We start from the raw sequence: 26280 nt of genomic DNA, 5'->3' as shown, positions 1-26280 counted from the left end.
GCCTCCTGCCGCCGGAGTCTCCTCCGCCCCGGCGGCGACCCGGGCCGGGAGTACGCGGGGGCGGAGGCGGCCGCGTACCGCCTCACACCCGGTAGAAGGCCGCCGCGTTGCCGTACATGACGCCGTCCAGGTGCTCTCCGGCCACCTCCGCCAGGAGTTCGAGGTCGCTCTCGGCGAAGGGGCGCGGGGCCCGGGTGGAAGGCAGGTCGGTGCCGGCCATCAGGGCGGTCGGGTCGACGTCCAGCACGGCGCGGAGCACCTGGGGGACGTCGCGTTCGACCCGGCCGAAGCCGGTGGCCTTCACTCGGACGCCGCGCTCGACGAGTTCCAGCAGGCACGGCAGGCCGTCCGGGTGCAGCCCCAGGTGGTCGACGCTCACCGCAGGCAGTGGGGCCAGGATCCCGGCGAGTCCGGGAAGGTCGCGGGCGTCGGCGTAGAGCTCGATGTGCATGCCGGCCACGTCGTGAACGCGGCGTGCCAGGGTGTCGAGGTGCTCCACCCGCGCGGAGCCACCGCGGCGCAGGTTGAACCGCACACCGCGCACCCCCCGTTCGGCCAGAAGGGCGACCTGCTCGTCGGGAAGATCGTGGGGGATCTGGGTGACGCCGACGAAGCCGGGGCCCAGCTGCGAGAGTGCGTCCAGCAGGCAGGTCTGGTCGAAGCCCTGGAACGAACCCGAGACGACCGCGCCGCCGGCTACGTCCAGCGCGGCGGTGCGTTCCCGGTACTGCCGGACCGTGAAGTCGGCCGGCAGATAGCCGTCCTGCTCGACCAGCGGGAAGCGGCTGTCGATCACGTGGAAGTGGGCGTCGAAGAACGGGCGCGCCTTCGCCGTCACACTTCCCCTCCTTTCCGGTTCACCATCGCACTTCCTTTCCGAGGGGCTGCCGGGAGCCGTCCGCCGTTCCGCCGTCGCCCCCGGTCGGCCGCCGACCGCCGTCCGCGTGCCGCCACAGCGGCAGGGGCACCGGACGGGGCGACCGGCCCGGGGCCTCGGGGCCTGCTGGGCGAGGCCCTGCGCGGCGGTGGACCGGAACGAGCGGCGGCCGGTCCGCCGGCCCGCGGCGGATGCCGGGCCCCGCGCCCGGACGGCGTCCCCGGCGTCCGGTGGCTCGGACGGGCTGACCGACGCGCCGTCATGAGGCGGAAGCCCTCAGGAGCCCACGGCCGCCGGCGAGCACCCCGACCAGCAGCAGGGCGGATCCGACCTGGAAGACCGAGCGGAGACCGAGAGCATGGGCGGTGAGTCCTCCGACGGCCGCTCCCGCCGTGGCCGCGGCGCGTACGACGGTCCTGTGCGTCATGGTCACCCGCCCCATGTACTCCCCGGGCACACGGTTCTGGCGTACCGTCGTCGCGGTGACCGCCCAGAGGGTCATCGAAGCACCGTAGGCGGCGGTGAAGAACCCCGCCTCCCAGCCCGAGTCCGACAGGCCTACCCCGAGCGCGGCGGCGGCCGCCGCGAGCAGTGCCGCGTAGAGCACTCCCCCTCTGCCCAGAAGGAAGACCAACCGCCCCTCCAGCAGGGACGCCAGCAGACTGCCCACCCCGAACGCCGCCGCCAGGGCCCCGTAGACGGTGGGACTCAGACCGAGGGTGTGCCTGACGAACAGGACGGCGACCGCGAGCTGCGCCGCCCCGACGAAGTTGAAGAGCGCGGCCAGGAGGACGATGCGGCGCAGCAGCGGCAGGTTCCACAGCATGCCGAACCCGGCGGCCGCCTGCCGGAAGAGGCCCGTCGGAGCGCGCGGGCCGGCCTCCGTCTTCGTCTCCGTGTCCGTGTCTGTTTCCGTGTCCGTGGTGTCTGTTTCCGTGTCTGTTTCCGTCTCCGGCTCCGTCTCCGGCTCCGTCTCCGGCTTCGGCTTCGGCCGGAAGCTCCCCCTGAGCAGGGCGATCAGGACGACCGCGACCACATAGGACAACGCGTCGAAGGTGAACGGAAGTGCCGGGTCGACGTCGTACAGCACGGCGCCCACGGGGTTGCCGACCACCAGTCCGGCCACCACGGATCCGCCCTTGAGCGCCGCGTTGCCGCGGTCCCGTGCGGGTGGCGGCACGATCGCGGGCACGATCCCGGCCCAGGCTCCGAGGTAGAACCGCTGGGCGAGGTCCAGCGCGGCGGCAACCGCCATGAGGAGGAGGAGTGTCGCGTCCCCCAGGGCGACGGCGGTGGCCAGCGCGCCGGCCACCGCGGCACGGGCCGTGTTCACGGTGTACATCAGGCGGCGCCGGTCGACCCGGTCGGCGAGCACCCCGGCCGACAGCATGACGAGCGGCCAGGGCAGTTGGCCGGCGAGGAACACCAGGGAGACCTTGCGGGGGTCCGATGTGAGGTCGGCGGCGAGCAGGGGCAGCGCCACATAGCGCATGCCGCTGCCGAGGCCCGAGACGACCACGGAGGCCCAGAGCAGCCGGAACCCCGAACCGTAGTCGGGGTGGCGTCCCCGTTTCACCGATCTGCACCCCCTCCTCCGCGGGCGGCGGCGAGCTGCGACTGTAGTGCGTCGGACCCTCGGTCGCGGCGTTGCCGCGCTGAGGGCTCACCCCGCGGAACGTGGCCGCTGCGCGGCCGGAACGCGCGGCCGGAACGCGCCCCGGGCCGCCGCCGCGGGTCGCCGCTCAGAGCCACCGCCCCGGGCCGCGGACGGTGCCCGTCGGGCGCCCGGCGCCGCCGTCAGCGTGCGAGGTCGGCCACGCTCCCGACCGCGGTGTCGACCTCGGCGGGGGTGTTGATGACGGCGGTGCCAAGACGGGTGTGGACCGAGGCGGACAACCGCACCCGGCGGGTCGCCGCGTGGCCGACGATCTGCTCGTGAGTGCGGCCCGCCATGCTGAAGCACGTGATGCCGGCCGACAGCTCGGGGGCCATGGGGGTGTGCACCGTCACCCCGGGGATGCGGATCAGCCCCCGCTTGGCGCGGGTCGACAGTTCGGCGATGCGCGCGGCGACCCGCGTCCGGCCGAGCTGCCGGTGCATCTCGACCGCCACCGGCAGGGCGAAGGCGTGCTCGAACGCCAGAAAGCCCCCCGGGGACAACGGGGCCGCTCCTCCACCGGTGATAAAGCTGACGAACGTCGGGTGCAGTTGGTCGAGGACCTCGGGGCTCACCCACACGAACCCGGTTCCCCTCGGGCCGAACAACCACTTGTGGGTGCCCGCGATCACCGCGTCCGCGCCCAGGCGCGCGGCGTCCTCGTCGACCGCCGCGAGCCCGTGCACCGCGTCGACCACCAGCAGGCACCGGTCGGCGGGCGCGCGGCCCTCGTTGGCCCGCCGGACCGCCGCGGCCACGGCGCGCACCGGCATCCGGAGCCCGGTGCTGGACTGGACCCAGGTGATGCCGACGATCCTGGTGTGCGGGCGGATGGCGTCACCGACGGCCGCGGCGATTCCCTCCGCGGTGGCCGTGGCGGGATCGGCGAACCAGGAGCACGGCCTCACCCTGGCTCCGTGCTTCCCGGCCGCCAGCTCGGCGGCGGTGCGCTGCGCGCGGTGGTCGTACCCGGTCAGCAGGAACTCCTGGCCGGGGCGCGTTCTGACGCCGTTGTAGAACACCCCGAGGCCGATACTGGTGCTCGCGGTCATCGCGATGTCCTCGGCCCGGCCGCCGATGTAGGACGCGAGGGCCCGGCGCACTCGGGGCCAGCCGGTGGGGCCGTCGGGCAGTCTCATCCCCGTGGGGACCACCAGGGGATTGGCGTCGACCTGCGCGCCCAGGAAGTCCACCGCGTCCCGTACCCGCTTCGGCTGCGAGGCGAGGTAGAACAGGGCGAGGTTCGCCCATCCGGGTTCGAGGCGGAACTGCCTGCGCAGTGCCTCCCAGTCCGCGGGGCCGTCGGCGGCCGACGCGGCCGGACGCGCGGGCCGGGAACTCGGCGCGGCGCACGATCCGGTCGCGAGGGTGGCCGCCGCCACTCCCGCCGATCCCGCCAGGAGATCACGCCGGCTCACCGTGGACATCCTCACCGCTCCCTCGGGCCGGATTCCCGGAAGCGACGCCGGAAACCCTTGAAGTCGACTATGCGGACAACTCATCTGATATCATCGGATGATGCCACAAGGCGACCCGAGACGGGGCGGGCGGCGGGCGCTGTCGGGCGTCACCCGGGCCTCCGGCGGGGCGGCCCGGGTGCGGCCCTCACCGCTCCCGGGGTGCCGGGGGCGCCGGAATCACCGGAATCACCAGGGGCGCCGGTGATTCCGGCCATGGTGCGCAGTTCGCGCAGGCTGCCGCGGTAGACGCTGCGGTCGACCGGGCCCGGGATGCCCGGCACTCGCGCCCTGTCGGTGTACTGCCAGAACGTCCAGCCCTGATCGGTTCCGGGCAGATCACGCGGTTCCCTCTCGTAGCCCGGGAGCCACAGCTGATAGCCCTTCAGCACCCGGGCGTCCCCGCCCAGACACAGGGCGACAAACGAGTGGTCCGTGTACACGACCGGCCTTACACCGAAGTCCGCCTCGACGTGCCTCAGCAGGGCGGCGATCTGGCGGGCGCCCGCGTGCGGAGGGCATATCGCGCGGCCGTTCACCCAGGTGCTCTCGACATCGAGGACCGGCGGCAACTCCCCCGGCCTCCGCCCGGTGTACCCGGCCGCGCGTGCCGTACGGGCGAAGTGCCGGGCCTGGGCCGCGGCGTCGTACGGACCCCGCGCGTCGAAGAAGTGGTACGGGGCCCGGAGCAGGGACGTGCGGGACGCCGCGGCGAAGTCCTCGGCGAACCACGGGTCCCGGTACCGCGTGCCCTGGGTGGCTTTCATGAAGACGAAGGCGTTGCCGGCGGCGGCCCGGTTCCAGTCGATGGGCTCACCACCGCCACCGTGGTTGAACGCGCTGGTGTCCACTCCCGCGGGTCCGCCGGGCGCCGACGCGGGCGCGGGCGCGGACGAGGCCGCTGACGAGGACGAGGACGCTGACGCGGGCGACGGGGCCAGCGCTTCGGGGTGGGGTCCGAGCACGAGTGCCACGGCAGCCGCCGTGATGCCGATCAGGTGCTTCCCGACAGGGCGACGCGGCATGACGCACCCTCCGGCCACGTGGTGGTACCGGCGAAGCCCCCTCAGCGCGGGGCGTTCAGGGCCGGGGCCCTCGGGCCACCGGCCGAGGACACGGACGCCTCTCCCCGAAGTCTATCCGCCGGCCCGGACCCGCGCTCTTCGCCGAGGCCGTCGGCCCCGGGCCGTCGAACTGCCCGACGTGCGGGGGGTTCGTCCCGCCACGGCGATCCGACCCCGACGCGGGACGCGCGGCTCGCCAGGGGAGCGCGGTCCCCGATGCTGACCCGGCTCGTCGCCGAACACGGGCCGGCCCCGGAAGCCGGATTCCCTGTGGCCCCGTGGCCCTATGGCCCTATGGCCCCCGGTCGCCGGTCGCCGGTCGCCGGTCGCCGGTCGCCGGTCGCCGGTCGCCGGTCGCCGAACACTGTGCCCTGTGCCCTGTGCCCCGTGCGGAGGGTGCCGGGAGAGGAGGGGTGCCCGGAGAGGAGGGTGCGGACCAGGAGCAGGGCGGCGGGGACGGCGGTCGCGCCGGAGCCCGTCAGGTGCACCCCCGGCGGAGGGGCCGGATGCGAGGTCCCCTCCGCCGGGGGTGCGGCCGCCCGGCGGGCCGTGCCGCCGGCGGCACAGCCCACGCCGAGGGCCCCGCGTCCACGGGGCGCGGGCGTGCCGGTTCTCAGCCGTGCGCGCGCCCCGGTCCCCCGCCCCGGCCGCCGGGCAGCACACCCTCCTTCGCGGCCTCGAGGACGGCGTCAGCCTGCTCCTGGGTGAGCTTTCCCTCCGACACCGCCTTCTCCAGGCGTTCCGAGAGCCGCTCCTCGCGCTCCGCCTTGCGCTCCTCCTGCTTCTCGCCGCGGATCTTCTCCAGCGCCGCCTTCACCTTGTCCTCGGACACGCCGAGTTCCTCCGCGAGGGAGGCCGCCAGCTCGCCCTGCCGCTCCTCCATGCGCTCCTTGCGCGACTCGCGCCGCTCCTCCCGCGGATCGGCCGTGTCACCGGAGGACGCGGTCGAGTCAGCCGAGGAGGCGGGCGCGCCGTCCTCCGCGAGGGCCACCGCCGGGAACAGCAGTCCGATGCTCGCGACTCCTGCGGCGGCGAGACCCACTCGAACTCTCTTGGTCACCATGGAACGTTCCTCCGTATCCGGGAGCTGTGTCGTGGTCGAGCGTCGGGCGCCTGCCTGTGGCAGGGCTGGGAACAGGATGAGAATCCCCTTGGAACACGCCGGGGGCCCGAACCGGTACGTCCCGTCACGGCGGCCCGTCCCGTCACACCGGCGACCCGAGTGCCCGTCGCCTCGGCGGCCGGGTTCGGCCCCGGGCCGGGAGGCGGGTCAGCCCCGCCGCCGGCCGGCATCCCGGCCGGTCGGTCCGCACGTGCGATGGGGCAGACTTGGGCGACACCACGGCCGGAGCGGCGGGGCGACCCGACAGTGAGGGGGAAGGCAGCATGAGCACGCCGGTCTGGGAGGGCAGACTGCGACGGACTCTCGTATCGGAGACCGCCGAGCCGGTGCTCGTCCTGGCGGCGGGAGCGGCCGGTACCGGGAAGAGCCACCTCGTGCGCCGTCTCGCCGCTCTCCCCGAGGCCGCCCATGCCGAGGTGCGGACGTGGGTCTGCGGCGAGGAACGCGCCGTGCCGGAACTCGCGGGTGACGGGCCGGTCCTCCTGCTGGTGGACGATCTGCACCGGGCGGACGCCGCCGAGATCGGCGCACTCCGCCGGCTGCTGGAGCGGTCCCGGCCCCCGCTCGCCACCGTGCTGCTGTACCGGCCCGAGGAACTGCCCCGGCCCGGACTGCCGCTGGGCACGCCGCCGGTGCGCTATCCGCGTGAGCTGCTCGCCCTTGAGCACAGGGTCGCCCCCTGGACCGCCGAGCAGGTGCAGCGGGTCGCGGCGACCGCCCTCGGCGAGCGCTGCGCACCGGAGGCCGCGGAGCGGCTGCACGCGCAGTCCGGCGGGGTCGCGCAGGTGGTGGTCGACCTGCTGGCGGTGCTGCGGGAGCACGACCTGCCGCGGTACACCGCAGCCGACGTCGACAGCGCGGGAGTGCCCGTTCGCCTCGCCGAACTGGCGCTGGGCCGGGCGGCCTCGCTGCCCGCGTCGCAGACGGCCGTGGTGTGGGCCGCAGCGGTGCTGGACGAGCCGGCGACGAGGGAGGAACTGCTGACGGTCGCCGCGGGAGCGGTGCCCCGCCGGCCGCCGGGCGGCGACCCCGCGGAGAGGGCCGGGCGGAGCCGGGCACTCGACGACGCGCTGGTAGCCGCACTCGACGCGGCGGTCCTCACCGAGTACCCCGGCCGCCGCTACGGGTTGTTCGTCCCCCTCGCGGCCCGCGCCGTGCGGCGGGTGCTGCCCGGTCCCGTACGGCGGGAGCTGCATGCGAGAGCCGCCGACGTGCTGGTGCGCAGGCAGCCCGTGCCGTGGACGGCGCTCGCGGGGCACCGCCGGGAGGCGGGCCGGATACGGGCCTGGCTGCGTGCGGTGGAGCAGGCCGCCGCCCTGGCCACCGGCGCCGGAGACCACCAGCGCGCCATCACGTTGCTGGAGCAGGCCCTCGCGTCCCCCGACATACCCCGGGACGCCCGGGCCGAGCTGGCACCGCTGCTGGCTGACATCGCTGTCAACGGGCTGCGTTCGGATCAGACCGTCGAGGTGCTGTCGCAGATCGTGGAGGACGAGAGCCTTCCCTCCGTGCTGCGCGGCGCGATCCGCCTCGACCTCGGGCTGCTGCTGTGCAACCAGGTCGGGATGGGCGGCACCGGCTGGACCGAGCTGGAGCGGGCCGCAGCCGAACTCCGCAGCGAACGACCCGGATTGGCCGCCCGCGCCATGTCGGCCCTCGCGATGCCGTACTGGCCGGGCTCCTCCATCGACGTCCACCGCGCCTGGCTCGAGGGCGCGGCGGTGGCCGCCGAGGACAGCGGGGACGAGGTCGTCCGCACAGCGGTGCGGGCCAACCGCGCCGGACTGGCCATGAGTTGCGGGGACCCTGAGGGCTGGGACCTGCTGAAGTCGCTCCCCACCGACCACCCCGACCCCGGCATCCGCCGGCACGCGGCCCGCGGGCTGTGCAACGCGGCCGATTCGGCGGTGTGGCTCGGCCACTTCGAAGGAGCCGAGGACCTGCTGCACGAGGGACTCGAGCTGTCGGCCCGCAGCGGCGCCCCGTACACCGAGCACACCGCCCTGGGGGCGAGACTGCTGCTGGAGTGGTTCACCGGCCGCTGGACCGGACTGGCCGAGCGCTGCGAGGAGTTCGTCGCCGCGACCGCCGACATGCCGGTCATCAGTGCGGACGCCCGCATGGTCCGCGGGATGCTCGCCCTCTCCCAGGGCGACTGGGGCGCCTCGCTGTCGTGGCTGGCGGGCCCGGACGCGTCGTCGGCCGAGCACGCCGCCGCCCCGCTCGCCGCCGCCACGTCCGGCGCCCTGGTCCGGTTGGCGCTGGCCCGCCAGGACGTGCGCGCGGCGGCCGAGGAGTCCAGGAGTGCTTGGAGGAAGGCAGCGGCGAAGGGCGTGTGGGTGTGGGCCGCGGAACTGGTCCCCTGGGCCGTCGAGGCGGTGGCCCGGGCGGGTGACGCGGAAGGGGCCCGAGCCATGCTCGAGGAGCTGTCGTCCGGCCTGGCCGGGGTCGACGCTCCGTCCGCGACGGCCGCGTTGGGCTGGGGCCGGGCGGTGCTGGCCGAAGTGGCGGGAGACCCGCTGGAGGCCGCGCGCCGGTACCGGGAGGCCGCGGCCGTGTTCGCTCGCGCGCCGCGTCCCTATGCGCAGGCGCTGACCGCCGAAGGTGCGGCGCGCTGCACACTCGCGGCCGTCGCGGCAAGCGGCCGGGGAGCGGCCGAGCGGCCGGGGGAGACGAGCGCCGACGCCGCCCGTGCCGCCGACGAACTGGCGGGCTGCGCCACGCGGTTCACCGGGTTGGGGGCGGTGTGGGACGCCGCGCGCGCCCGCGCCGAACTCCGCCGCCATCAGCCGGCCAGGGAAGGCCGTCCGCCGGGACGCCCCGCGTACGGCGGTCTGCTCTCCCCGCGCGAACGGGAGGTCGCCGAACTCGCGTCGGCCGGGCTCACCAACAAGGAGATCGCGGCGACGCTGCATCTGTCGCCGCGGACGGTCGAGCAGCATGTCGCCCGCGCCATGCGGAAGCTGGGGACGCCCTCGCGCCAGGAACTCGCCGAGCGGCGGGAGCCGGCCGGTCCGGAGGCGGCGGAGCGGATGACCGGCGCTCCGGTCGGCGCAGACGGCGCGGAGTGACCGATTCCGCTCACACTCGTCCGCGCCCTGCTGTTCGCGGCTGTGCCCTGCACTTCCTAGCTGTGCCCTGCTGTTCGCGGCTGTGCCCGGCTGCGCCCTGCTGTGCCCTGCACTCCCCTGCTGTTCGCGGCCGTTCCCGGCTGCGCCCTGCTGTGCCCTGCACTCCCCTGCTGTGCCCTGCTGTGCCCTGCTGTTCGCGGCCGTTCCCGGCTGTGCCCGTCGGCGCAGCACGCGCCCGTACCCACTCACCCCGGTCTGCGCCCACCCGCGCCCACCCGTTCGCCCGCCGTCTCCCCCCGCCCCACCCCGCCGCGGGCACCGGTCGAGCGGCGAAGCAACCCGCACACCGGGTGATCAATCGGACGTGCACGCACCCGTTCAGGGATTAATCACGTATCCGTAGTACCCGCCTCCCGGATGTTCACGTGCGGACTATCGGCCATACGTTCCCTTCTGCTTGCCCGGTCGATCCGCACATCCGCCGCGAGGCGTTCCCCGATGTGCGTGCCGGCCGGCCGGCACTCGCGTGCGGAGGTCTCCCGAGGGGCCTCCGCACGACCGGCCGCCCCCCACCCCACCCTGACGCGGCCGCAGGGCGGCATGTCATGAACCGAACGAGTTCGAGTCGGTTCATGGCAAGCCGGTAACAGACCGGAAAGGCAGCAACTTGAACGGTTCAAGACCCTTTCGTATATCCGTGCTCGCGGTGACCGCCACCGCACTGCTCGCCACGGGAGCCGCAACCTCCGCCGCCGCCACACCGTCCCCGGCACCCGCCGCGTCCCCGGCGACGCCCTCCGCCGCCGCCGACACCCCTGTCGAGAGGCTGATCGTCGGCTACAAGTCCCGCGCGGCTGAGGCCGCATCGGACTCCGCCGCGGACAAGGACGCCCAGGCCAAGGGGAAGAAGGCCGGAGAGTCGCTCGGCTTCGACCGCCGCCTCGGCACCGGCGCCGCCCTGCTCGACCTCGGCGGAAAGCTGGACAAGGGCGATGCCGCCGACGTCATGGATGCCTTCCGCGCCGACCCCGACGTCGCCTACGTCGTCCCGGACACCCGCATGTACGCCACGGCCGTCTCCCCGAACGACACGGAGTACAGCCGCCAGTGGGACCTCTTCGAGAGCACCGCGGGCATGAACGTTCCCGCGGCCTGGGACAAGGCCACCGGCCAGGGCGTCAAGGTCGCCGTGATCGACACCGGTTACGTCGCGCACTCGGACCTCGCCGCCAACATCGTCAGCGGGTACGACTTCATCTCCGACCCGTTCATCTCCCAGGACGGCGGCGGCCGCGACAGCAACGCCGCCGACCCGGGCGACTGGACGAGCGCCGGCGAGTGCGGCGTGGACGAGGACGGCCAGCCCGTGCCGAAGGAGACGTCCGACAACTCCTGGCACGGCACTCATGTGGCCGGCACGATCGCCGCCGCGGCGAACAACGGCAAGGGCGTGGCGGGCATCGCCTACGACGCGACCATCCAGCCGGTGCGCGTCCTCGGCAGGTGCGGCGGGATGACCTCCGACATCATCGACGCCATCACCTGGGCGTCCGGGGGCTCCGTGCAGGGCGTGCCGAGCAACCCGAACCCCGCCGACGTCATCAACATGAGCCTCGGCGGCGAGGGCGGCTGCGACGCCGGCACCCAGAGCGCGATCAACTCCGCCGTGGGCCGGGGTACGACGATCGTCGTGGCCGCGGGCAACGACAACGCCAACGCCGCCTACTTCAACCCCGCCAGCTGCAGCAACGTCATCACCGTCGCCGCCAGCGACCGCCAGGGCAACCGCGCCTACTACTCCAACTACGGCAGCGTCGTGGACATCACCGCACCCGGCGGTGAGACCCCGGTGAGCAGTTCCAACGGCATCCTCTCCACGCTCAACAGCGGCACCCGCAGCGTCGGCAGCGAGAGCTACGCCGCCTACCAGGGCACCAGCATGGCCGCTCCGCACATCGCCGGCCTCGCCGCGCTGATGATCGACGCGAACCCGTCCCTGACACCGGCGCAGATCGAGTCGACGATCAAGAGCAAGGCCCGTTCGCTGCCGGGCTCGTGCTCCGGTGGCTGCGGTTCGGGCCTCGCCGACGCGGGAGCCGCTCTCGGCTCGGGTGGAACCACGACCACGGGCTCGAACGTCTTCCGCAACACCACCGACGTCAGCATCCCCGACACGGGCTCCTGGGCGACCTCGTCCGTGACGGTGACCGGCCGCAGCGGCAACGCGCCGTCGAGCCTGAAGGTCGACGTGGACATCAAGCACACCTACCGCGGTGACCTGATCATCGAGATCGTCGCCCCGGACGGCTCGTCCGCACGGCTCAAGGACTCCTCCGACGACAGCACGGCGAACCTGCTGACCACGTACACCGTAAACGCCTCCGACGTCGCGGCCAACGGCACCTGGAAGCTTCGGGTGGCAGATGTCTACTCCGGTGACACCGGGTACATCGACTCCTGGGGCCTGACCTTCTGACGGTCACGCACACCGATCTGCCGGTGCTCGGGGGGGCACCGGCAGATCACGCGTTTCCCGACCGCGGCGGGCGGACCAGCGGAAAGCGGTCCAGGCGGCCGGTCGCCGGTCGCCGGGGTCCGGGGTCCGGGGTCCGGGGTCCGGGGTCCGGGAACACCTCGGCACCGGGCGGGCACCACGGCACCGCGGCTGCGGCCGCTCCGCACTTCGCCCGCTCCGCCCGGCCCGCTGCTCACACCCCGGCAGGTTGCCGGCCGCCCGGCCGGGCTTCCTCCGCGGCGGCGAGAGCGGCAACGGCGCCGCCCGTCCGGGAGTACCGCCCGTCTGGGAGTACCGCGCGTGCGGGAGTACCGCGCGTTCGCGCGCACCGCGAGGCCCGTCGGAGGCAGGGCGGCCGGAGGCCCGGTGGCCGTCCTGCTGCGTGCCGAGGGTCCGGCACCGTTGTCGTCCCGCCGCGACGCGGCCGCCGCCCCGGTCAGTCGTCCCGCGGCAGCCGCTCCTGCCGTCGTCGCCGCTCGGAGCGGACGCGAGCGGCGTCGTGGGCGTCCTGCAGAAGCCGCAGGACCGTGCTCCGCGTCCGCGCTCCGGGATTGACGACCGAGATCCAGCCCAGTGCGCCGTACACCGGGTGCGGCACCACAAGGTCGGTTGCCGCGTGGTCACGCGGCCGGCCGGGGTCGCGCCGCTCCTCTCCGGTGAGTTCCTCGAACACCGCGCGGTCCACACGGATGTTCAGCCGCCATCGGTTCGGCGGGTCGAGGTCGGAAGCGGTGTCGCCGGGTCGGTTCCTGGTGACGGCCGTCGCGTACGGCTGCACGTTCCGCGGCAGTTGCCCGTCGGGGGCGTAGTAGCAGAAGGCGTCTCCCCATGCGGACTCGGGGAAGTCCCCGCCCGGCTCGGGGACGAGGACGAGGGCGCCGTCGAAGCCCCGCACGACGGCGATGATCTGTTCCATACTCATGGTTCAAGCATCACCCTCAAGTGCTTGTGTGGGGTTGACGATGGACGAGCCGCCGGTCCGCCCGCGCCGGGGACCGCTCCGGACGGCCGATGCCGCCAGGGAGTCGGGGTATTCGCCGCAGCAGGTCCGCGACCTGGAGCGGCTGGGAGTCATTCCCCCGGCCGCGCGGTCGGACAACGGCTACCGCTGCTACACGGCGGCCCACGTGCACGCCCTTCGCTCCTACCGGGGTCTCGCGGCAGCAGTCGGGCCCGTCGCAGCACGCGCGATGCTCCCGGAACTGCGGACTGCGACGCTCACGGAGGCGGCCTCGGCGGTCAGCGCGCTGCACGTCCGGCTCGCGCGGGAACGGGAGGAGGCCCTGCGTGCTCAGGAGGCCCTGCTCGCGGTACGGGCCGAGGCGGGCGAATCCGCGTTCGCGCGGGAGAGCGATGCCATGACGATCACCGAACTCGCCGGAGCGCTCGGGGTGCGACCGTCGGCGCTGCGTTTCTGGGAGCAGGAGGGACTACTCACGCCCGAGCGCGTGACCTCGCTGCGAGCGCGCCGTTACGGACTTCCGGCCATCAGGACGGCCCGGATCGTCGCGGCGCTTCGCAGCGCGGGCTACGGCGTGCCCGAGGTACGCGACATCGTCGGCTCCCTGGACGGGCTCGCCGGGTTCGAGGAGACACGGCGCCTCCTGGGAGACCGTCTCGACCGGATTGCCGCGAGGAGTGTGGCCCTGCTCCGCGTCGGCGCGGACCTGGCGGCCGTCGTCATGGCGGAGCAGCAGCCACCGCAGGGGTGACCGGTACGGGTGTGCCGGGTTCGCGGCGTTCCGCAGGCCGTCACCTCCTACGGCTCTTCGTGCTGCCCGCTCGCGCGGCCGGGTGGTCACGCCGCGCACGGCAGGCCGGGACGGTCGGCCCGCCGCTCCGCCGCTCCGCCGCTCCGCCGACCCAGCGGTCCAGCGGTCCAGCGGTCCGGCGGTCCAGCGGTCCGGCGGTCCAGCGACCCAGCGGTCCAGCGACCCAGCGGTCCGGCGGTCCGGCGGCCCGGCGACCCAGCGGTCCGGCGGCCCGGCGGCCCGGCGGCCCGGCGGTCCGGCGGTCCGGCGGTCCGGCGGTCCGGCGACGTCACCGCAGCCGGGCGAGGCCGCCGGGTGCGTCGCTGCCCGGCGAGCGGCGCGGGCCGTGCTGCGGCGGAGCAGGCCTCCGCGGCCGGGAGGCGGGCCACTCACCGAGTCGGGCCGCGGCCGTGCGCCAGGCGGCCGTCACCGCTGCACGGGCCTGCGCGGTACGCGCGGGCAGGTCGCCGCTCAGCAGGACCGGTGCCCCGACATGGACATGCAGGGCCGGGCGGCGCAGCGGCGCGGTGGTCAGCCCGGCGAACTGCTTGACGGCGCTCCCCGAGGCGAGGCGGCGGGCTCCCGCCTGGCCTACGGGGACCACGGGCGCGCCGGTCCGCTCGGCGAGACGGGCCAGGCCGCTCCGGAAGGCGAGGGGCGGGGACTCGGCGACGTCCGTGCGGGGTGGGAGTCCGCCCTCACCGTAGAGGAGGACCAGCCGCCCCTCGCCGAGCGCGGCCTCGGCGAGGTCGAGGCACCGTGCGGCGCGCCGGTCGTAGCGGTGCACGGGTATGTGGCCTCCGCCGGCCAGTGCGCGGCGCAGCAGGGGTACGCGCCACAGACCCGCGGCCGCCATGACGACCGGTTCGGCGCCGAGGCGGTGCAGTGCGGCGAGGACGACGGCAGGGTCGGCGAGCGAGGTGTGGTTCGCGGCGACGATGCTGCCCGGTACGAGGGCGGCACGGGTGTCGGTGGTCACGGTGAGCCGGCCGGCGGCCGGCACCAGGACCTCTGCGAGGCGGCTGAGCATGCGGTCTCCCTGTCTCGACGAAGCTGCTCTTCATCGTCGGGGCCGGGACGGGGCCGGGCCTGAGCACCCGTACTCACCTCCGCCGTACCGGATACCCGCAACGGTGGTGGCGGCCGTACCCAGGAGCGGTCCGGGTCCGGAGGCTGCGGCGCCCCGGCGGCTCCTGCTCCTGCTCCTGCTACCGCTGCGGCTCCGGGTCCGGGTCCGGCCGTGCCGACGGCGGCGGCGGTTCGGCGCACGGCGACGGTGGTGGTGGCGCCGGCGACGGTGGTGGTTCGGCGCACGGCTGGTCCTGCTCGACGGCCAGGACGGCCGGGAGCGACCCGGGGCGGCGGGACGGTGGCACTCGCCGTCCGGCCGCGCCGGGGCGGCGGGTCCGTCCGCCGTTCGGCCGCGCCGAGCGGGCCACGCTGACGGGCCCGCCGGTGGGCGCCCCCGGGCGGGCCGGATACCCGAAGGACGCGGACACCTCGGCGATCAGCAGCGGAGAGCCGCGTCGAGTCGGTGGTACAGCGTGTCCAGACGGCTGCGACCGGGACTGCGAGCCGGCATCCGCTGCACGAGTCGCCGAACTGCCGCGGGAGCGTGCCCGATCGCCCACCGGATCTCCTCGTCGCCGGCCCCGGCGTCGTCGCCCGCCGCTAGTTCGCACGCCCGCGCCTGCTGGACGGCGGGGCCGAGGATGTGCTTCGACTGGTGGGCGGTGGCCAGTGGGTGGAGATAGGGGGTCGCCACCGCATAGCACGCGGCGCGGGCGGCGGCCGCGGCCGCCGGGTCGCCCGCGTCGCGCGCGGCCGCGTGCGCCGCCCAGGCGAGCGAGCGCAGCAGCCGGGTCCGCTCCCCCTCCCGCGCGAAGACCCGGATGCCGTCGATCGCCTCGCGCGGCCGGAAGTCACCGGGGGCCTCCGCCTCGAACAGGGGAAGCGCCCGCGCGGCGCAGTCGGCCGCCCAGAGTGCGAGAAGCCGACGGTCCTCGTCGCTGATCAGCACCTCGTCCACTCGCACATCATGCCCGGTCCGGGTCCTCCCCGCCGCTGCCCGCCGCTGCCCGCCGCCTTGCGGCTGCCCCGGTGAGCCCCGTGCGCGAGGCGTCGTGAGACCCGGCTCGGCAGGCGGGCCGGGTCTCACGGCTCCGTTGCGCCGGGCGCCGTGCGGGCCGGGCGCCATACCGACCGGGCACGGCGCACCCGGTCAGCCCTCGTGAGACCCCCGGCCAGACCGCGGCAGCCCCCGGCCAGACCGCGGCCGGTTTCCGGTCCGGTCGGGCACAGGTCGGGAACGCGGAAGGCGAGCCGGGGACGGGAGATGACCGGGTCTCCCGCCTGGCTGAGGGGGCGGGTGTCAGCGGCCGAGAGCAGCGGCCGGCAGTCGCCTACCGCTGTCAACGGTTGTCAGCAGCCACCGGATCCGGCCGGGGCTCCGGTACCGATCCGGAGGGTTGCGGGGGTGGTGGCGCAGCAGCCACCTGCCTCCTCGGCAGAGGCGGCGCCGGTTTCGTCGAAGAGGCCGGATCCGCCGCAGACGCCCGTCTCGGGGAGGGTGAGTTCGACGCGTGCGGCGGCCTCGTGGTCGCCGGCCAGCGCGGCGGCGACGGAGCGGACCTGCTCGAAGCCGGTCATGGCGAGGAAGGTGGGGGCGCGGCCGTAGGACTTCATGCCGACGAGGTAGACGTCCTTCTCCGGGTGCGCGAGCTGCCCGGCGCCGTGGGGGTAGACCGTTCCGCAGGAGTGGACGTTCGGGTCGATCAGGGGCGCCAGCTCGACGGGGGCCTGGAGGCGCTCGTCGAGGCCGAGGCGCAGCTCGGCGAGGAAGGACAGATCGGGGCGGAAACCGGTGAGGACGACGACCTCGTCGACCGGGTCCAGTCGGCGGCCGTCCTCCGCGACGATCACCAGCCGCTCGCCGTCGGTCCCGGTGCGGGTCTCGATCGCGACGGCGCGGAATCCGGTGACGGCGTCGGCATGCCCGGAGTCGACGGCCGCCTTCGCCGCAAGTCCGAGGGCACCGCGGGCGGGGAGCTGGTCGGATTCGCCGCCGCCGAAGGTGGAGCCGGAGAGGCCGCGCCGCAGGACCCATACCGCCTTGGTGTCGGGGGCGTCCTCGGCGAGGCCGGCCAGGAGGGCGAGGGCGGTGAAGGCGGAGGCGCCGGAGCCGATGACGGCGGTGCGCTTCCCCGCGTACCGGGCGCGCTGGGCTTCGTCGCGCAGGTCGGGCACGCGGTAGGAGATGCGGTCCGCGGCGGTGTGCTCGCCGAGGGCCGGAAGTCCGTCGCCGCCGAGGGGGCCGGGTGTGGACCAGGTGCCGGATGCGTCGACGATCGCGCGGGCGGTGATCCTCTCCTCACTGCCGTCGGCGTTGAGGATCCGGACGGTGAAGGGCTGCCTCTCGCGATCGGCGTCCACGACCCGGTCGCGGCCGAGGCGGGAGACACCGGTGACGCGCGTACCGAACCGGACCCTGTCTCCGAGGGCGTCAGCCAGGGGCTGGAGGTACCGCTGCACCCAGTCGCTGCCGGTGGGGTAGGTCCCGTTGTCCGGCCTCACCCAGCCGGTGGGGGCCAGGAGCTTCTCGGCGGCGGGGTCGACCACTTCGCCCCAGGTGGAGAACAGCCGCAGATGGCTCCACTCCCGCACCGCGCTGCCGGCACCGGCTCCGGCCTCCAGGACCAGCGGCTCGAGGCCGCGGGCGACGAGGTGGGAGGCGGCGGCCAGACCGATCGGGCCGGCCCCGATCACCACGATGGGCAGGGCGGCGTTGGGCTCGTTCACGATGACCCCGATTCTGTTTCGATATCCGTCGATGACTTTCACTCGTCAGCGTCGCATCTGTTTCGACACATGTCAACATAGGCAGTCATCGAATCAAGAGAGTCCCTCGCGGGCCTGAACCGGCGACGACCGCCGCTACCCGTCACACCTGGCAACGCCTGACACCACACGCCGTTCACCCGGGACGGTCGACCGGTCCAGCCACCTTCCCGACCCCGTCGCCGCACCCTCCCGCCGGACGCCGTACGCCACCGGCAACCGGCAACCGGCAACCGGCAACCGGCAACCGGCAACCGGCAACCGATCGAGCCACGTCGGCACCCGGCCGCGGTCACCCCGGTCACCCCGGTCACCGCAGTCACTCCGGTCACTCCGGTCACTCCGGTCACTCCGGTCACCGCAGTCACTCTGGTCACTCCGGTCACCGCAGTCACCCGGCCCGCACGAGGACCCTCCGCGCGCACCATCCGGTGTGCGAGCGGACCGCGGCCACCCCGGCGGTGTTTCGACATGTGTCAACATAGACCCATGTCGAATGCGAAGGCGCTTCCGCCGCTCGAACCCACCGCCCGGGGCGCGGTGCCGTGCTGCCCGCCGCTGGCCGAGCGGCCGATGACGGCCGATGAGGCCGAGACGGCCGCACGCATGTTCAAGGCGCTCGGCGATCCGGTCAGGCTCAGGCTGTTCTCCTCGGTCGCCTCGCACGAGGGCGGCGAGGCGTGTGTATGCGACATCTCCGACGTCGGGGTGTCCCAGCCGACGGTCTCCCACCATCTGAAGAAGCTCAAGGAGGCCGGGCTGCTGACCTCGGAGCGGCGCGGCACCTGGGTCTACTACCGGGTGCAGCCGTCGGTCCTCGCCGCGATGGGCAGGCTGCTCGCACCGGCACCGGCACCGGCACCGGCACCGGCAGAGACCCCGGCGCCGGTACCTGCCGCCTGACCCGCAGCCTGGACGCAGGGCGCGGGAAGGGCAGAACCGCCGGGCCGCGCGCGGCGCTCCCCCCTCGCGCGGGCACCGGGTGCCCGCTCCAGCCGGCTCAGCCCGGTGACGAGCACCGGATGGTCCCCGTCCGGATGCGCCGGAGCGCCCGCCTCCTCGAGAGCCGACCACACAGACCGCACCGCCCGGCACCGCCCGGCACCGCCCGGCACCGGCCGGCACCGGCCGCCGCTGACCGCCCGCCCCGCCGGAACGGCCGAACACCCGCAGGGCCCGCTTCCCCGCGAAACACCCAGCCGGCCCCCGCAGAGCACTTATCCGGACAACAGGCGCATCGGCGCATACTCGGTAGTGAGCAGTGGGACGAAGACTGGAGTGTGAGCCGGATGCCAGGATCCCGTTCTCGTTCGCGGTATGCACCCGACCGGGGACTGACCACCCGCATGGTGACGACGATGTTCCTGATCGGACTGCTGTACGTCGTCTTCGTCGGCGTGCTGCTGGCCATCCTCCGGGACTCCTGGTTCCTCGTCCTGGTGATCGCCGGCGGCCTGTTCGTCGTCCAGTTCTGGTTCAGCGACCGGATCGCCGCGTACAGCATGGGGGCCCGCGAGGTCACTCCCGAGCAGGCACCCGAGCTTCACGGAGCCGTGGACCGCATCTGCGCCCTCGCCGACATGCCCAAGCCCCGGGTGGCCATAGCCGACAGTGACGTGCCGAACGCGTTCGCCACCGGCCGCAACGAGAAGACCGCCCTCGTCTGCGCCACCACCGGTCTGCTGCGCCGCCTTGAGCCGGAGGAACTGGAGGGCGTGATCGCACACGAACTGTCGCACGTCGCCCACCGCGATGTCGTGGTGATGACCATCGCCTCCTTCCTCGGCGTGCTCGCCGGGCTGATGGTCCGGGTCTGGCTCTACAGCGGGCTCAGCCGCAGCAGCCGCGACGTCAACACGGCCGTGGCGGTGCTGGTGATCCCTCTGGTGAGCGCCGCCGTCTATGTGATCAGCTTCCTGCTGACCCGGCTGCTCTCCCGCTACCGGGAGCTGTCCGCCGACCGTGCCGCCGCACTGCTGACCGGCCGCCCGTCGGCGCTCGCGTCGGCGCTGACCAAGGTGACCGGCCAGATGGCCAGGATCCCGACCCAGGACCTGCGGAAGGCCGAGCCGTTCAACGCGTTCTGGTTCGCCCCGGCGTTCTCCTCCAAGGAGAGCCTCGGCAGGCTGCTCTCCTCCCACCCGACGCTGGAGCAGCGCCTGGACCAGCTGGGCAGGATCTCGCTGCAGCTCGGCCGCCCGTGACCGGCCCGGCGCCCTCGCGGCCCTCGTCCGAGTGACAAGGACTCGACCCATGGGACTCCTCGACGCCATTCTGGGCCGCAGCAAACCGGTACGGCCCGACCTCGACCGGCTCTTCGGCCTGCCCGGGGCCGCGATCACCCTCCAGGCGGGAGCCGGCTTCACCCCCACGGGATCCGGCTCGGTGTGCTTCGCCGGAGTCGAGGGGGCGGCCTTCACCAGGATCCGGGACGACGTGCGCGACCTCCTCGACGCCGACACCGGCCGGGGCGGTACGCCTGTGGAGTTCACCCGGGACGCGTACGGGTACACCTGGCTCCTGTCCCGCCATCCGGCCGACGACACGGCCTCACTGGTCAACGACCTGCACGCCGTCAACACCCTGCTCCAGGACGCCGGCTTCGGCCCCCATCTGCTCTGCTCGCTCGTCGGCTTCCGCAACGCCGCGACGGGGCGGGTGCTCGCGCTGGTGTACCTCTACAAGCGGGGCACCTTCTATCCCTTCGCGCCCCTCCCGGGGGCCGCCGAGAAGCGCGACAACGCCCTGGAGCTCCAGGTCAGGAGTCTGCTCGCGGACGACGTGCCGATCGAGGAGGAACTGGGCCGGTGGTTCCCCCTCTGGGGCGCCCCCGGCGTCGCCGACGCTCCGGAGGAGGGCGGCGGGCACGGATGAGCCGCGTGGCACTCGGTGCACGGTGTGGCGCCGGGCACCCTGGGCCAGGGCCCGGCTCCCGGAGGCGAACCGTGGTCCTGCAGACCGTCTGCGGGGTGAGGCCCGAGTAGGAGGCGGCCTCGGGACGGCCGCCCGGCCTCCCCCACCCGTCCGCAGCGGACCGTGCACCGGCGAGGCGACGCGGTTGCCGAGCAGGGGCGGATCGCCGCCCAGACCGCTCCTCGTCTCGGCGGGCGCCGGGACGGCGGCGTCCTCGGCCGTAGGGTCGACGGCACGCGTCCGGTGCACAGGCGCACTCCCACCGTGCGCCCGGCGCCCGGTCGGGCAGCGGCGTCGTCCGACCTCCTCACGGCAGGCGGAGGCCACCGCCGTGCGCCTGCGGACCCCGGCGCCCGGCACCCGACCAGGCGGCCCCGTACCCCCCGAGACGCCACGGGTGCGGCCGCGGCTTGGCCGCGGGCGGCCGTCCGGCCGTTCCGCGCATACTGTCCCGGCCGGGGTCCGGCGCCCGGGCCGCGTCCCGCGGAGTTGGAACCGGGACGCTGCGAACAGCGTTTGATCAGGAGGGCGGCGGCCGCGCCGCCCAGTCGGTGCAGTCGAAGGGGGACGGGGACGGCATGGTCAGCGACAAGGCGCGCAAGCTCTTCGAAGCGCTCGATCTCGACCACGACGGGACACTGACCCGCGAGGAAGTGATCATCGCCCTGCGGGCGAAGGGCCCGCAGCTGGCCGCGGCGGGAGATCTGCCGTTCTGGGGCGTGGGAGACGCCGACGCGTCCTCGGCCCTGTTCGACGCGGCCGACCAGAACGGGGATTCGGTGCTGACCCTCGAGGAGTTCTCGGCGGTGGTGGACCGCCGTTTCGGCTGGCGCTGAGCCCCGCACCGGCCGCCACCCCGGCCGCAGGGCGCGGAATCGACGATGACGTGGACGTCACCACCCCTCAGTGAAGGAGCCGAGATGCCCGAGTCCCCTCGCCGGCCCGCGCCCGATGGGCCCCGGCCGGGCGCCGTCCCCGGTGAGCCCCCCGGCGAGTCCCCGGCAGGGAAGATCATCTTTCTCAACGGGACATCCAGTTCGGGCAAGTCGAGCATCGCGGCAGAGCTGCTGCGGATCCTGGACGAGCCCTGGTTCCACATGCCCGTAGACGCCTTCCATGCGATGCGTTCGCCCCGGAGGAGCTTCCGCTCGTGCTCCGGCGTACCTGGCAGGGGTTCCACCGGGCGGTGGCCGGCATGGCGGCGGCGGGGAACAACGTGGTCGTGGACCACGTGCTGAGCGAGGAGTGGCGCCTGCGGGACTGTCTGCGGCTCTTCGAGCCGCGCAACGTCGTGCTGGTCGGCGTGCGGTGCTCCGTCGAGGAACTGCGACGACGTGAACTGGCCCGCGGTGACCGTCCGGCAGGCCTGGCGGCCCGCCAGCTGCGCCAGGTCCACGCTTACGGTCCGTACGATGTGGAGTGCGACACGACCACGGCCAGTTCCACCGACTGCGCCCGGCGGATCAGGTCGTTTCTCACCCGGAGGCCGTTTCCCACCGCCTTCGAGCGGCTTCGAGCGGCTGCGGGCGGAGGCGGCGCCGGGCGGGCGGCCGGGGACCGCCCACAGCCTCCGGTCCCTGACGCAGGCCCCTGACACAGGTGCCGACGCCGACGAGCGTGCCGCCGCGGGTTCGCCGCCGGCCTCGCGGCCTCGGCACCGGCCGGCCGCACCGGCGCTCCCGTGCGGGAGGGCAGGACGATCACCGGGAACCGGTACGGGTGGACCGCCCTTCCTGCGCCTCGGCACCCGGCGGCTCGCCGACGGCCGCTGCCTCCCATGGGGACCGACGGGGCGGGCAGGCGCCGCGTCCGCCCGCGGTCATGTGCCACCCTGCCTTCGGCAGCACGAACTACGGCAACATGGGCTTCGGCGGCATGGACTGCGCGGCGGCATGGAGCACGGCGGCATGAACGAGATTGCCTCCTAGGCAAGAAACTTGCCCGGGAGGAAAACCTGTGACTCAATGGCGACATGCCCGAAGACACCACCGCGCCGGGGACCGGGGAGACGAGTGCCGCGCTCTCCAGCGTCGCGTCACAGCTGCGGGACCTGCGCAAGCGCGGCGGTCTCACCGTCGAGGCGGCCGCGGAGCGGCTCGGGTTGTCCTCGGCGCACCTGTCGCGGCTGGAGACCGGGCAGCGTCAGCCCTCACTGCCCGTCCTGCTGACCCTCGCCCGCGCGTACGGGACCACGGTCTCCGACCTGCTCGGGGAGACGTCCCCCGAGCGGAATCCGGTGATCAGGGCCTCTGCGGCGGGATCGGTGGGTGCGGACGGGTGGACGTACCGGCAGGCGGGCGGTTCCCGGCGGGCGATGCAGGCGCTGCGCGTGCATGTCCCCCCGGGGGTCCGGCACGAGCCGGTCCGCGTCCACACCGGCGAGGAGTGGCTGTATGTGCTCAAGGGCCGCCTCAGACTCTCGCTCGGGGGCCAGGAGTACGTACTCGACCAGGGCGATTCCGCGCACTACGACAGTCTCACCCCTCACCGGATCACCGCAATGCCGCCGGGAGGCGCAGACCTTCTCTTCGTCCATACCCTGCTCCAGAGCCACGCGAGCGAGCTGTGCATGGGGGACGGGGGCCATCCGACTCCGCTCGGTGCCGACAGGCGCACGAGCCCTTCCGAAGGTGACGATCATGCTGAGTGAGAAGACCGGCGTCGAGCGCGGAGACGGGCGGTTCCCCAAGGGGTTCGTCCTGCGCCTGTTCGCCTACATCGTGGCCGGGCACCTCGTGGCGGGCTTCCTCTACATGCTGTTCACCGTCGGCGCGAAGTAGCGGCAGACGCGGAGCAGGACAGGAGGAGCCCGCGAGGGGCACGAGGGGGCGCAGGCCTCCCGTTCCACGACGCACAGCCGCGGCCGTGCTTCCAGCCCGCTGGCACGCCGGCGGCGGAGAGCCGGGGCGGCCGGGCCCGGGACGGACACCCACCGCACCGTCACCGTCGCTCCGCCGCACCGTCACCGCCGCACCGCCGCGCCGTCCCCGTCGCGCTGTCGCGCCGTCCCCGGGTGCCGGCGAAGTCCGGGAAACCCGGTGGGGCCGGGCCCGTCGCCCACGGTGGGCGCAGGCGGCTCGGGCTCTCCGCGGGGCGTCGCCGGCGCCGCTGCCCCGCACTCCGGCTCACGGCGTACGGCCCGCCGCTCACAACACACGACACACGGCCCGCCGCTCACAACACAAGGCTCACCGCTCACCGGCCGAGGCGTGCCGTCCCGTCGGCATCACCGCCCGCACCGTGCGGCGCGGAGACCGCACCCGGCGGATGATGGGGGAAGGACGACGTGGCCGCGGGCCGTCCCGTGCGCCCCGGCGGCAGGGCTGCGAGGGAGGTGCGCGGCATGGGCGACGCGACGGGCACAAGCGGCACCGACCGGGCCGTGAAGGCGAAGCACCGGGCGATGTGGGCTCTGGGCGACTACGCGGCGGTGGCGGACGAGCTGATCCCGTCCCTGGGCGCGGCGCTGGTGGAGGCCTGCGGCATCGGCGCGGGGACCAGGGTGCTGGACGTGGCGGCCGGCACCGGCAACGCCGCCATCCCGGCAGCGCTGGCCGGGGCCGATGTCGTCGCCTCGGACCTGACACCGGAACTCCTCGACGCGGGCCGGCTGGTCGCGGAGGGACTCGGCGCGGAACTCGAGTGGCGCGAGGCGGACGCGGAGGCGCTCCCCTTCGCCGACGGCACCTTCGACACCGTCATGTCCTGCGTGGGGGTCATGTTCGCACCGCGCCACCAGGCCGGCGCGGACGAGATGCTGCGGGTCTGCCGGCCCGGAGGCACGATCGGGCTGGTCAACTGGACTCCCGAGAGCTTCGTCGGCCGCATGTTCGCCATGATGAAGCCCTACGCTCCGCCACCGCCGCCCGGTGCGCAGCCCCCGCCGCTGTGGGGCGACGAGGAGCATGTGCGGGCACTGCTCGGGGAGCGGGTCGCCTCGGTGGATGCGCGTCGGGCCGGCGTCCGCGTGGACCGGTTCACGACCCCCGAGGAACTCCGCGACTACTTCAAGGAGAACTACGGGCCCACGATCGCGGTCTACCGCAACATCGCCGACTCCCCCGAACGAGTCGCGGCCCTGAACCGTGAACTGGCCGAACTGGCGCGCGGACATGCCCGGTTCACCGGCGGCGCCGACGGCATGGCCATGGAATGGGAGTATCTGCTCCTGACGGCACGCAGGTCCTGACCGCGGTCAGCGGGTGCGTACCGCCGTCACCGTGAAGCGCTCGACGGCTGCGACATGTCCTCCGGTTGACGCGACCACGGTGAGCACGGGGTCACGGGCCCCGGAGAAGGGGACCGTCACGGACCAGGGCTGGTTCTCTCCGCCCGCGGGGGTGCAGCACGCGGAGGTGCCCAGCGGCGCTTCGGACGACGGCTGGCGCACCTGTACGTGGATACTCTCGTCCACTCCGGTGATCCGGCCGCCGGCCGTCAGGGGGGAGCGCGCGAGCGCACCGTAGGCGGGTGCGGTGAGGGAGAACGTCGTGTCGTCGGTGCCGACGACCTCCCAGGGGGCGTCCGGGCCGGTGCCGAACCGCACCAGGTGGATCACGGCGGCGGTGCCGCCCTCCGACCCCGTCGGCGCCACGCCGACACGGGCGTGCCGGCCGCTGACCCTGCTGGACGAGACCCTGTCGATCTCTGTGAAGCCGAGGTAGTCACGGGTGAACGCCAGCGCGGTCCGACCGGGGTCGAGGTGCCAGGGCTGGTGGCCGCCGGTCCGGTAGGAGCGCTGCCATGCCTCGGCCTGGGCGAGCGTGCCGAAGGGCCAGAGGGGCTGGAGGCTCCATGAGCCGAGCGGTGGGGTGCCGTCGGGAGTCGCGCTGGGCCCGGCCGGGGTCTGCGGGGACGTCGTGGTGCCGGGCGTCGGCGAGGAAGGGGCCGAGGGTGCTGACGTCGCAGCCGGCGGTGCGGGGGTTCCCGATGCTCCCGGTGTCGATCCCGACGCGTTCGGGGACCCGCCGGAACCGCCGCACGCGGTGAGGGCCAGCACGGCCGCGGTCGCTGCGGCGAAGGTCCTTGGCGGGAGCCAGGTGTTCATACGTGCGCCCCCATGGGAGGTGGAGCCGGTCGTGGACCGGTGGGTATCGCCATGGTGCCACCGGTTCCGTACCCGTCACAGGGTGCCCGCGCACGTTGAGCCACCCGCCGGGCCTCGCCGCGCGCACCGCTCCTCGCGCCGATCCGGGCGGCGGGGCCCGGCGGCGTGCCGCCGGGGCAGCCGGGCGGTACCGGTGCGGTAGGCGCCGGTGCGGTAGGCGCCGGTGCGGCGGCTCGCACGGCGACGCGCGGCCGCCTTCCCGGGGACAGGACAGCAGGCCGCGCGGGCGCGGCCGGCCGGCGGATGGACGGCCCGGGCCCCGGGTCGGGCCGTCCACGCCGCGTGACCGCGGCGGCCGTCCTGCGCCCGCGGCCTCTCCCTCGGGCGGGGGCCGAGGAGACGTCCGAGTACCGGGGCACCGGAGCACCCGGAGCACCCGGAGCACCCGGGGGGACGACGGCGGGGAACGGCGGGCGACGGGAGGCGGGTGCACACCGGGGCCGGGGGCGCGCTCCGGCGCGCTCCGGAGCAGGACGGCATGCTTCCGGGGCGCCTGCGACCCGGGGGGCGTGCTCCGGGGCGCGACCGGGAAGGCCGTTGTCATGACTGTCTACGTTGTCACCGTGCCCGGCACGTTCCTCGGGGAGTTCCCCGCGTCGGCCCGTACGGAGCTGGTCCGGGCCCTCCGGCCCGCCGACCCGCGCACCACCGACTTCGGCGCCGCCGAGGATCTCGACATCCTGACCCGCTATCCGGACTCCCCCGCGTTCAGCCTCCGGCTGGAGGTCGAGGCCCATGACAAGGCGTCCGCCGAGGCCAAGGCGCGCGAGCTGGTCGCAGCTGCCCTCAGGTCGGCCGGGATTCCCGAGGAGGAGGCGCCCCTCGGGCAACCGGTGATCACCGGTATCGACGCGGAGTAGGCGTCGGCACGGAGTCCGCGGCGGCACACCGCCCTGCGCACCTCCCGG

Annotated in this window: 21 protein-coding genes and 1 pseudogene; 12 read left to right on the top strand and 10 right to left on the bottom strand. The window is 74.3% G+C overall.

Features of this window, described 5'->3' with window-relative positions; all coding sequences use genetic code 11:
* Nucleotides 1-82 precede the first annotated feature (82 nt).
* The 5 genes from DDQ41_RS30570 to DDQ41_RS30540 form a co-directional block, all read right to left on the bottom strand.
* Nucleotides 83-838 carry an amidohydrolase family protein gene (locus DDQ41_RS30570; protein ID WP_109297372.1) on the bottom strand — a complete coding sequence of 252 codons (756 nt, stop codon included), beginning with the start codon at nucleotides 836-838 and terminating at the stop codon, nucleotides 83-85.
* A 298-nt stretch (nucleotides 839-1136) separates the two neighbouring features.
* Nucleotides 1137-2453 carry an MFS transporter gene (locus DDQ41_RS30565; protein WP_109297371.1) on the bottom strand — a complete coding sequence of 439 codons (1317 nt, stop codon included), beginning with the start codon at nucleotides 2451-2453 and terminating at the stop codon, nucleotides 1137-1139.
* A gap of 221 nt (nucleotides 2454-2674) precedes the next feature.
* A complete protein-coding gene (locus DDQ41_RS30560) occupies nucleotides 2675-3961 on the bottom strand; it encodes an aminotransferase class V-fold PLP-dependent enzyme (RefSeq protein WP_109297370.1) in 1287 nt (428 codons plus the stop codon).
* A 140-nt stretch (nucleotides 3962-4101) separates the two neighbouring features.
* Nucleotides 4102-5016, bottom strand: coding sequence for a glycoside hydrolase family 25 protein (locus DDQ41_RS30555; RefSeq protein WP_262508624.1), 915 nt, complete (start codon nucleotides 5014-5016; stop codon nucleotides 4102-4104).
* A 652-nt stretch (nucleotides 5017-5668) separates the two neighbouring features.
* On the bottom strand, nucleotides 5669-6118 hold the full coding sequence (locus DDQ41_RS30540) for a hypothetical protein (protein WP_245990818.1): 450 nt from the start codon (nucleotides 6116-6118) through the stop codon (nucleotides 5669-5671).
* A 323-nt stretch (nucleotides 6119-6441) separates the two neighbouring features.
* On the opposite strand from DDQ41_RS30540, the gene DDQ41_RS30535 reads away from it, so the two are divergent.
* Both DDQ41_RS30535 and DDQ41_RS30525 read left to right on the top strand, forming a co-directional pair.
* The gene (locus tag DDQ41_RS30535) at nucleotides 6442-9249 is read left to right on the top strand and encodes a helix-turn-helix transcriptional regulator (protein WP_109297368.1); all 2808 of its coding nucleotides are present in this window, start codon (nucleotides 6442-6444) and stop codon (nucleotides 9247-9249) included.
* Between the two features lie 697 nt (nucleotides 9250-9946).
* Nucleotides 9947-11725, top strand: a complete 1779-nt coding sequence (locus tag DDQ41_RS30525; RefSeq protein WP_109297366.1) for a S8 family serine peptidase — start codon at nucleotides 9947-9949, stop codon at nucleotides 11723-11725.
* Nucleotides 11726-12200: 475 nt separating this feature from the next.
* On the opposite strand, the gene DDQ41_RS30520 is transcribed toward DDQ41_RS30525, so the two are convergent.
* On the bottom strand, nucleotides 12201-12680 hold the full coding sequence (locus tag DDQ41_RS30520) for a DUF6194 family protein (protein ID WP_172607597.1): 480 nt from the start codon (nucleotides 12678-12680) through the stop codon (nucleotides 12201-12203).
* A gap of 46 nt (nucleotides 12681-12726) precedes the next feature.
* Between DDQ41_RS30520 and DDQ41_RS30515 the strand changes: the two genes are divergently transcribed.
* Entirely contained in the window at nucleotides 12727-13476 is a 750-nt protein-coding gene (locus DDQ41_RS30515) for a MerR family transcriptional regulator (protein ID WP_109297364.1), read from the top strand.
* Nucleotides 13477-13804: 328 nt separating this feature from the next.
* On the opposite strand, the gene DDQ41_RS30510 is transcribed toward DDQ41_RS30515, so the two are convergent.
* The 3 genes from DDQ41_RS30510 to DDQ41_RS30500 form a co-directional block, all read right to left on the bottom strand.
* Entirely contained in the window at nucleotides 13805-14545 is a 741-nt protein-coding gene (locus DDQ41_RS30510) for a lysophospholipid acyltransferase family protein (RefSeq protein WP_109297363.1), read from the bottom strand.
* Between the two features lie 477 nt (nucleotides 14546-15022).
* On the bottom strand, nucleotides 15023-15544 hold the full coding sequence (locus tag DDQ41_RS30505) for a putative immunity protein (RefSeq protein ID WP_109297362.1): 522 nt from the start codon (nucleotides 15542-15544) through the stop codon (nucleotides 15023-15025).
* A 392-nt stretch (nucleotides 15545-15936) separates the two neighbouring features.
* Entirely contained in the window at nucleotides 15937-17313 is a 1377-nt protein-coding gene (locus tag DDQ41_RS30500; protein ID WP_109297361.1) for an NAD(P)-binding domain-containing protein, read from the bottom strand.
* Nucleotides 17314-17841: 528 nt separating this feature from the next.
* Between DDQ41_RS30500 and DDQ41_RS30490 the strand changes: the two genes are divergently transcribed.
* The 8 genes and pseudogenes from DDQ41_RS30490 to DDQ41_RS30460 all read left to right on the top strand — a co-directional run bounded on the left by DDQ41_RS30490 (nucleotide 17842) and on the right by DDQ41_RS30460 (nucleotide 24454).
* The gene (locus DDQ41_RS30490) at nucleotides 17842-18255 is read left to right on the top strand and encodes an ArsR/SmtB family transcription factor (RefSeq protein ID WP_109297359.1); all 414 of its coding nucleotides are present in this window, start codon (nucleotides 17842-17844) and stop codon (nucleotides 18253-18255) included.
* Between the two features lie 386 nt (nucleotides 18256-18641).
* Nucleotides 18642-19556, top strand: a complete 915-nt coding sequence (gene htpX, locus DDQ41_RS30485; protein ID WP_109297358.1) for a zinc metalloprotease HtpX — start codon at nucleotides 18642-18644, stop codon at nucleotides 19554-19556.
* Between the two features lie 49 nt (nucleotides 19557-19605).
* On the top strand, nucleotides 19606-20226 hold the full coding sequence (gene pspAB, locus DDQ41_RS30480; RefSeq protein WP_109297357.1) for a PspA-associated protein PspAB: 621 nt from the start codon (nucleotides 19606-19608) through the stop codon (nucleotides 20224-20226).
* A gap of 617 nt (nucleotides 20227-20843) precedes the next feature.
* The gene (locus tag DDQ41_RS30475) at nucleotides 20844-21101 is read left to right on the top strand and encodes an EF-hand domain-containing protein (RefSeq protein WP_109298023.1); all 258 of its coding nucleotides are present in this window, start codon (nucleotides 20844-20846) and stop codon (nucleotides 21099-21101) included.
* Nucleotides 21102-21185: 84 nt separating this feature from the next.
* Nucleotides 21186-21859: pseudogene (locus DDQ41_RS30470) on the top strand (chloramphenicol phosphotransferase CPT family protein).
* Between the two features lie 378 nt (nucleotides 21860-22237).
* A complete protein-coding gene (locus DDQ41_RS30465; RefSeq protein ID WP_109297356.1) occupies nucleotides 22238-22915 on the top strand; it encodes a helix-turn-helix domain-containing protein in 678 nt (225 codons plus the stop codon).
* Nucleotides 22905-23045 carry a DUF6126 family protein gene (locus DDQ41_RS31840; protein ID WP_167450293.1) on the top strand — a complete coding sequence of 47 codons (141 nt, stop codon included), beginning with the start codon at nucleotides 22905-22907 and terminating at the stop codon, nucleotides 23043-23045. The genes DDQ41_RS30465 and DDQ41_RS31840 overlap by 11 nt, the downstream gene beginning before the upstream one ends.
* 563 nt (nucleotides 23046-23608) lie before the next feature.
* Nucleotides 23609-24454 (top strand): class I SAM-dependent methyltransferase, encoded by an 846-nt coding sequence (locus DDQ41_RS30460; RefSeq protein WP_109297355.1) that lies wholly within the window; start codon nucleotides 23609-23611, stop codon nucleotides 24452-24454.
* 6 nt (nucleotides 24455-24460) lie between these two features.
* Here DDQ41_RS30460 and DDQ41_RS30455 read toward each other — a convergent pair whose 3' ends face one another.
* Complete coding sequence (locus tag DDQ41_RS30455; protein WP_109297354.1) at nucleotides 24461-25312, bottom strand: hypothetical protein; 852 nt, start codon at nucleotides 25310-25312, stop codon at nucleotides 24461-24463.
* 602 nt (nucleotides 25313-25914) lie between these two features.
* On the opposite strand from DDQ41_RS30455, the gene DDQ41_RS30450 reads away from it, so the two are divergent.
* Nucleotides 25915-26232, top strand: coding sequence for a hypothetical protein (locus DDQ41_RS30450; RefSeq protein ID WP_172607590.1), 318 nt, complete (start codon nucleotides 25915-25917; stop codon nucleotides 26230-26232).
* Nucleotides 26233-26280: the final 48 nt, after the last annotated feature.

The organism is Streptomyces spongiicola, from assembly GCF_003122365.1.
GTDB lineage: Bacteria > Actinomycetota > Actinomycetes > Streptomycetales > Streptomycetaceae > Streptomyces > Streptomyces spongiicola.
Note: the sequence above shows the minus strand (reverse complement) of the source record. Positions and strands in the feature narration are given on the sequence as shown.

Bases quoted from the DNA above. Each gene is read 5' to 3' on its own strand.
- DDQ41_RS30560 (WP_109297370.1), bottom strand. From the start codon at position 3,961: ATGTCCACGGTGAGCCGGCGTGATCTCCTGGCGGGATCGGCGGGAGTG.
- DDQ41_RS30555 (WP_262508624.1), bottom strand. From the start codon at position 5,016: ATGCCGCGTCGCCCTGTCGGGAAGCACCTGATCGGCATCACGGCGGCT.
- DDQ41_RS30540 (WP_245990818.1), bottom strand. From the start codon at position 6,118: ATGGTGACCAAGAGAGTTCGAGTGGGTCTCGCCGCCGCAGGAGTCGCG.
- DDQ41_RS30535 (WP_109297368.1), top strand. From the start codon at position 6,442: ATGAGCACGCCGGTCTGGGAGGGCAGACTGCGACGGACTCTCGTATCG.
- DDQ41_RS30520 (WP_172607597.1), bottom strand. From the start codon at position 12,680: ATGGAACAGATCATCGCCGTCGTGCGGGGCTTCGACGGCGCCCTCGTC.
- DDQ41_RS30515 (WP_109297364.1), top strand. From the start codon at position 12,727: ATGGACGAGCCGCCGGTCCGCCCGCGCCGGGGACCGCTCCGGACGGCC.
- DDQ41_RS30510 (WP_109297363.1), bottom strand. From the start codon at position 14,545: ATGCTCAGCCGCCTCGCAGAGGTCCTGGTGCCGGCCGCCGGCCGGCTC.
- DDQ41_RS30490 (WP_109297359.1), top strand. From the start codon at position 17,842: ATGTCGAATGCGAAGGCGCTTCCGCCGCTCGAACCCACCGCCCGGGGC.
- htpX (WP_109297358.1), top strand. From the start codon at position 18,642: ATGCCAGGATCCCGTTCTCGTTCGCGGTATGCACCCGACCGGGGACTG.
- pspAB (WP_109297357.1), top strand. From the start codon at position 19,606: ATGGGACTCCTCGACGCCATTCTGGGCCGCAGCAAACCGGTACGGCCC.
- DDQ41_RS30475 (WP_109298023.1), top strand. From the start codon at position 20,844: ATGGTCAGCGACAAGGCGCGCAAGCTCTTCGAAGCGCTCGATCTCGAC.
- DDQ41_RS30465 (WP_109297356.1), top strand. From the start codon at position 22,238: ATGCCCGAAGACACCACCGCGCCGGGGACCGGGGAGACGAGTGCCGCG.
- DDQ41_RS31840 (WP_167450293.1), top strand. From the start codon at position 22,905: ATGCTGAGTGAGAAGACCGGCGTCGAGCGCGGAGACGGGCGGTTCCCC.
- DDQ41_RS30460 (WP_109297355.1), top strand. From the start codon at position 23,609: ATGGGCGACGCGACGGGCACAAGCGGCACCGACCGGGCCGTGAAGGCG.
- DDQ41_RS30455 (WP_109297354.1), bottom strand. From the start codon at position 25,312: ATGAACACCTGGCTCCCGCCAAGGACCTTCGCCGCAGCGACCGCGGCC.
- DDQ41_RS30450 (WP_172607590.1), top strand. From the start codon at position 25,915: ATGACTGTCTACGTTGTCACCGTGCCCGGCACGTTCCTCGGGGAGTTC.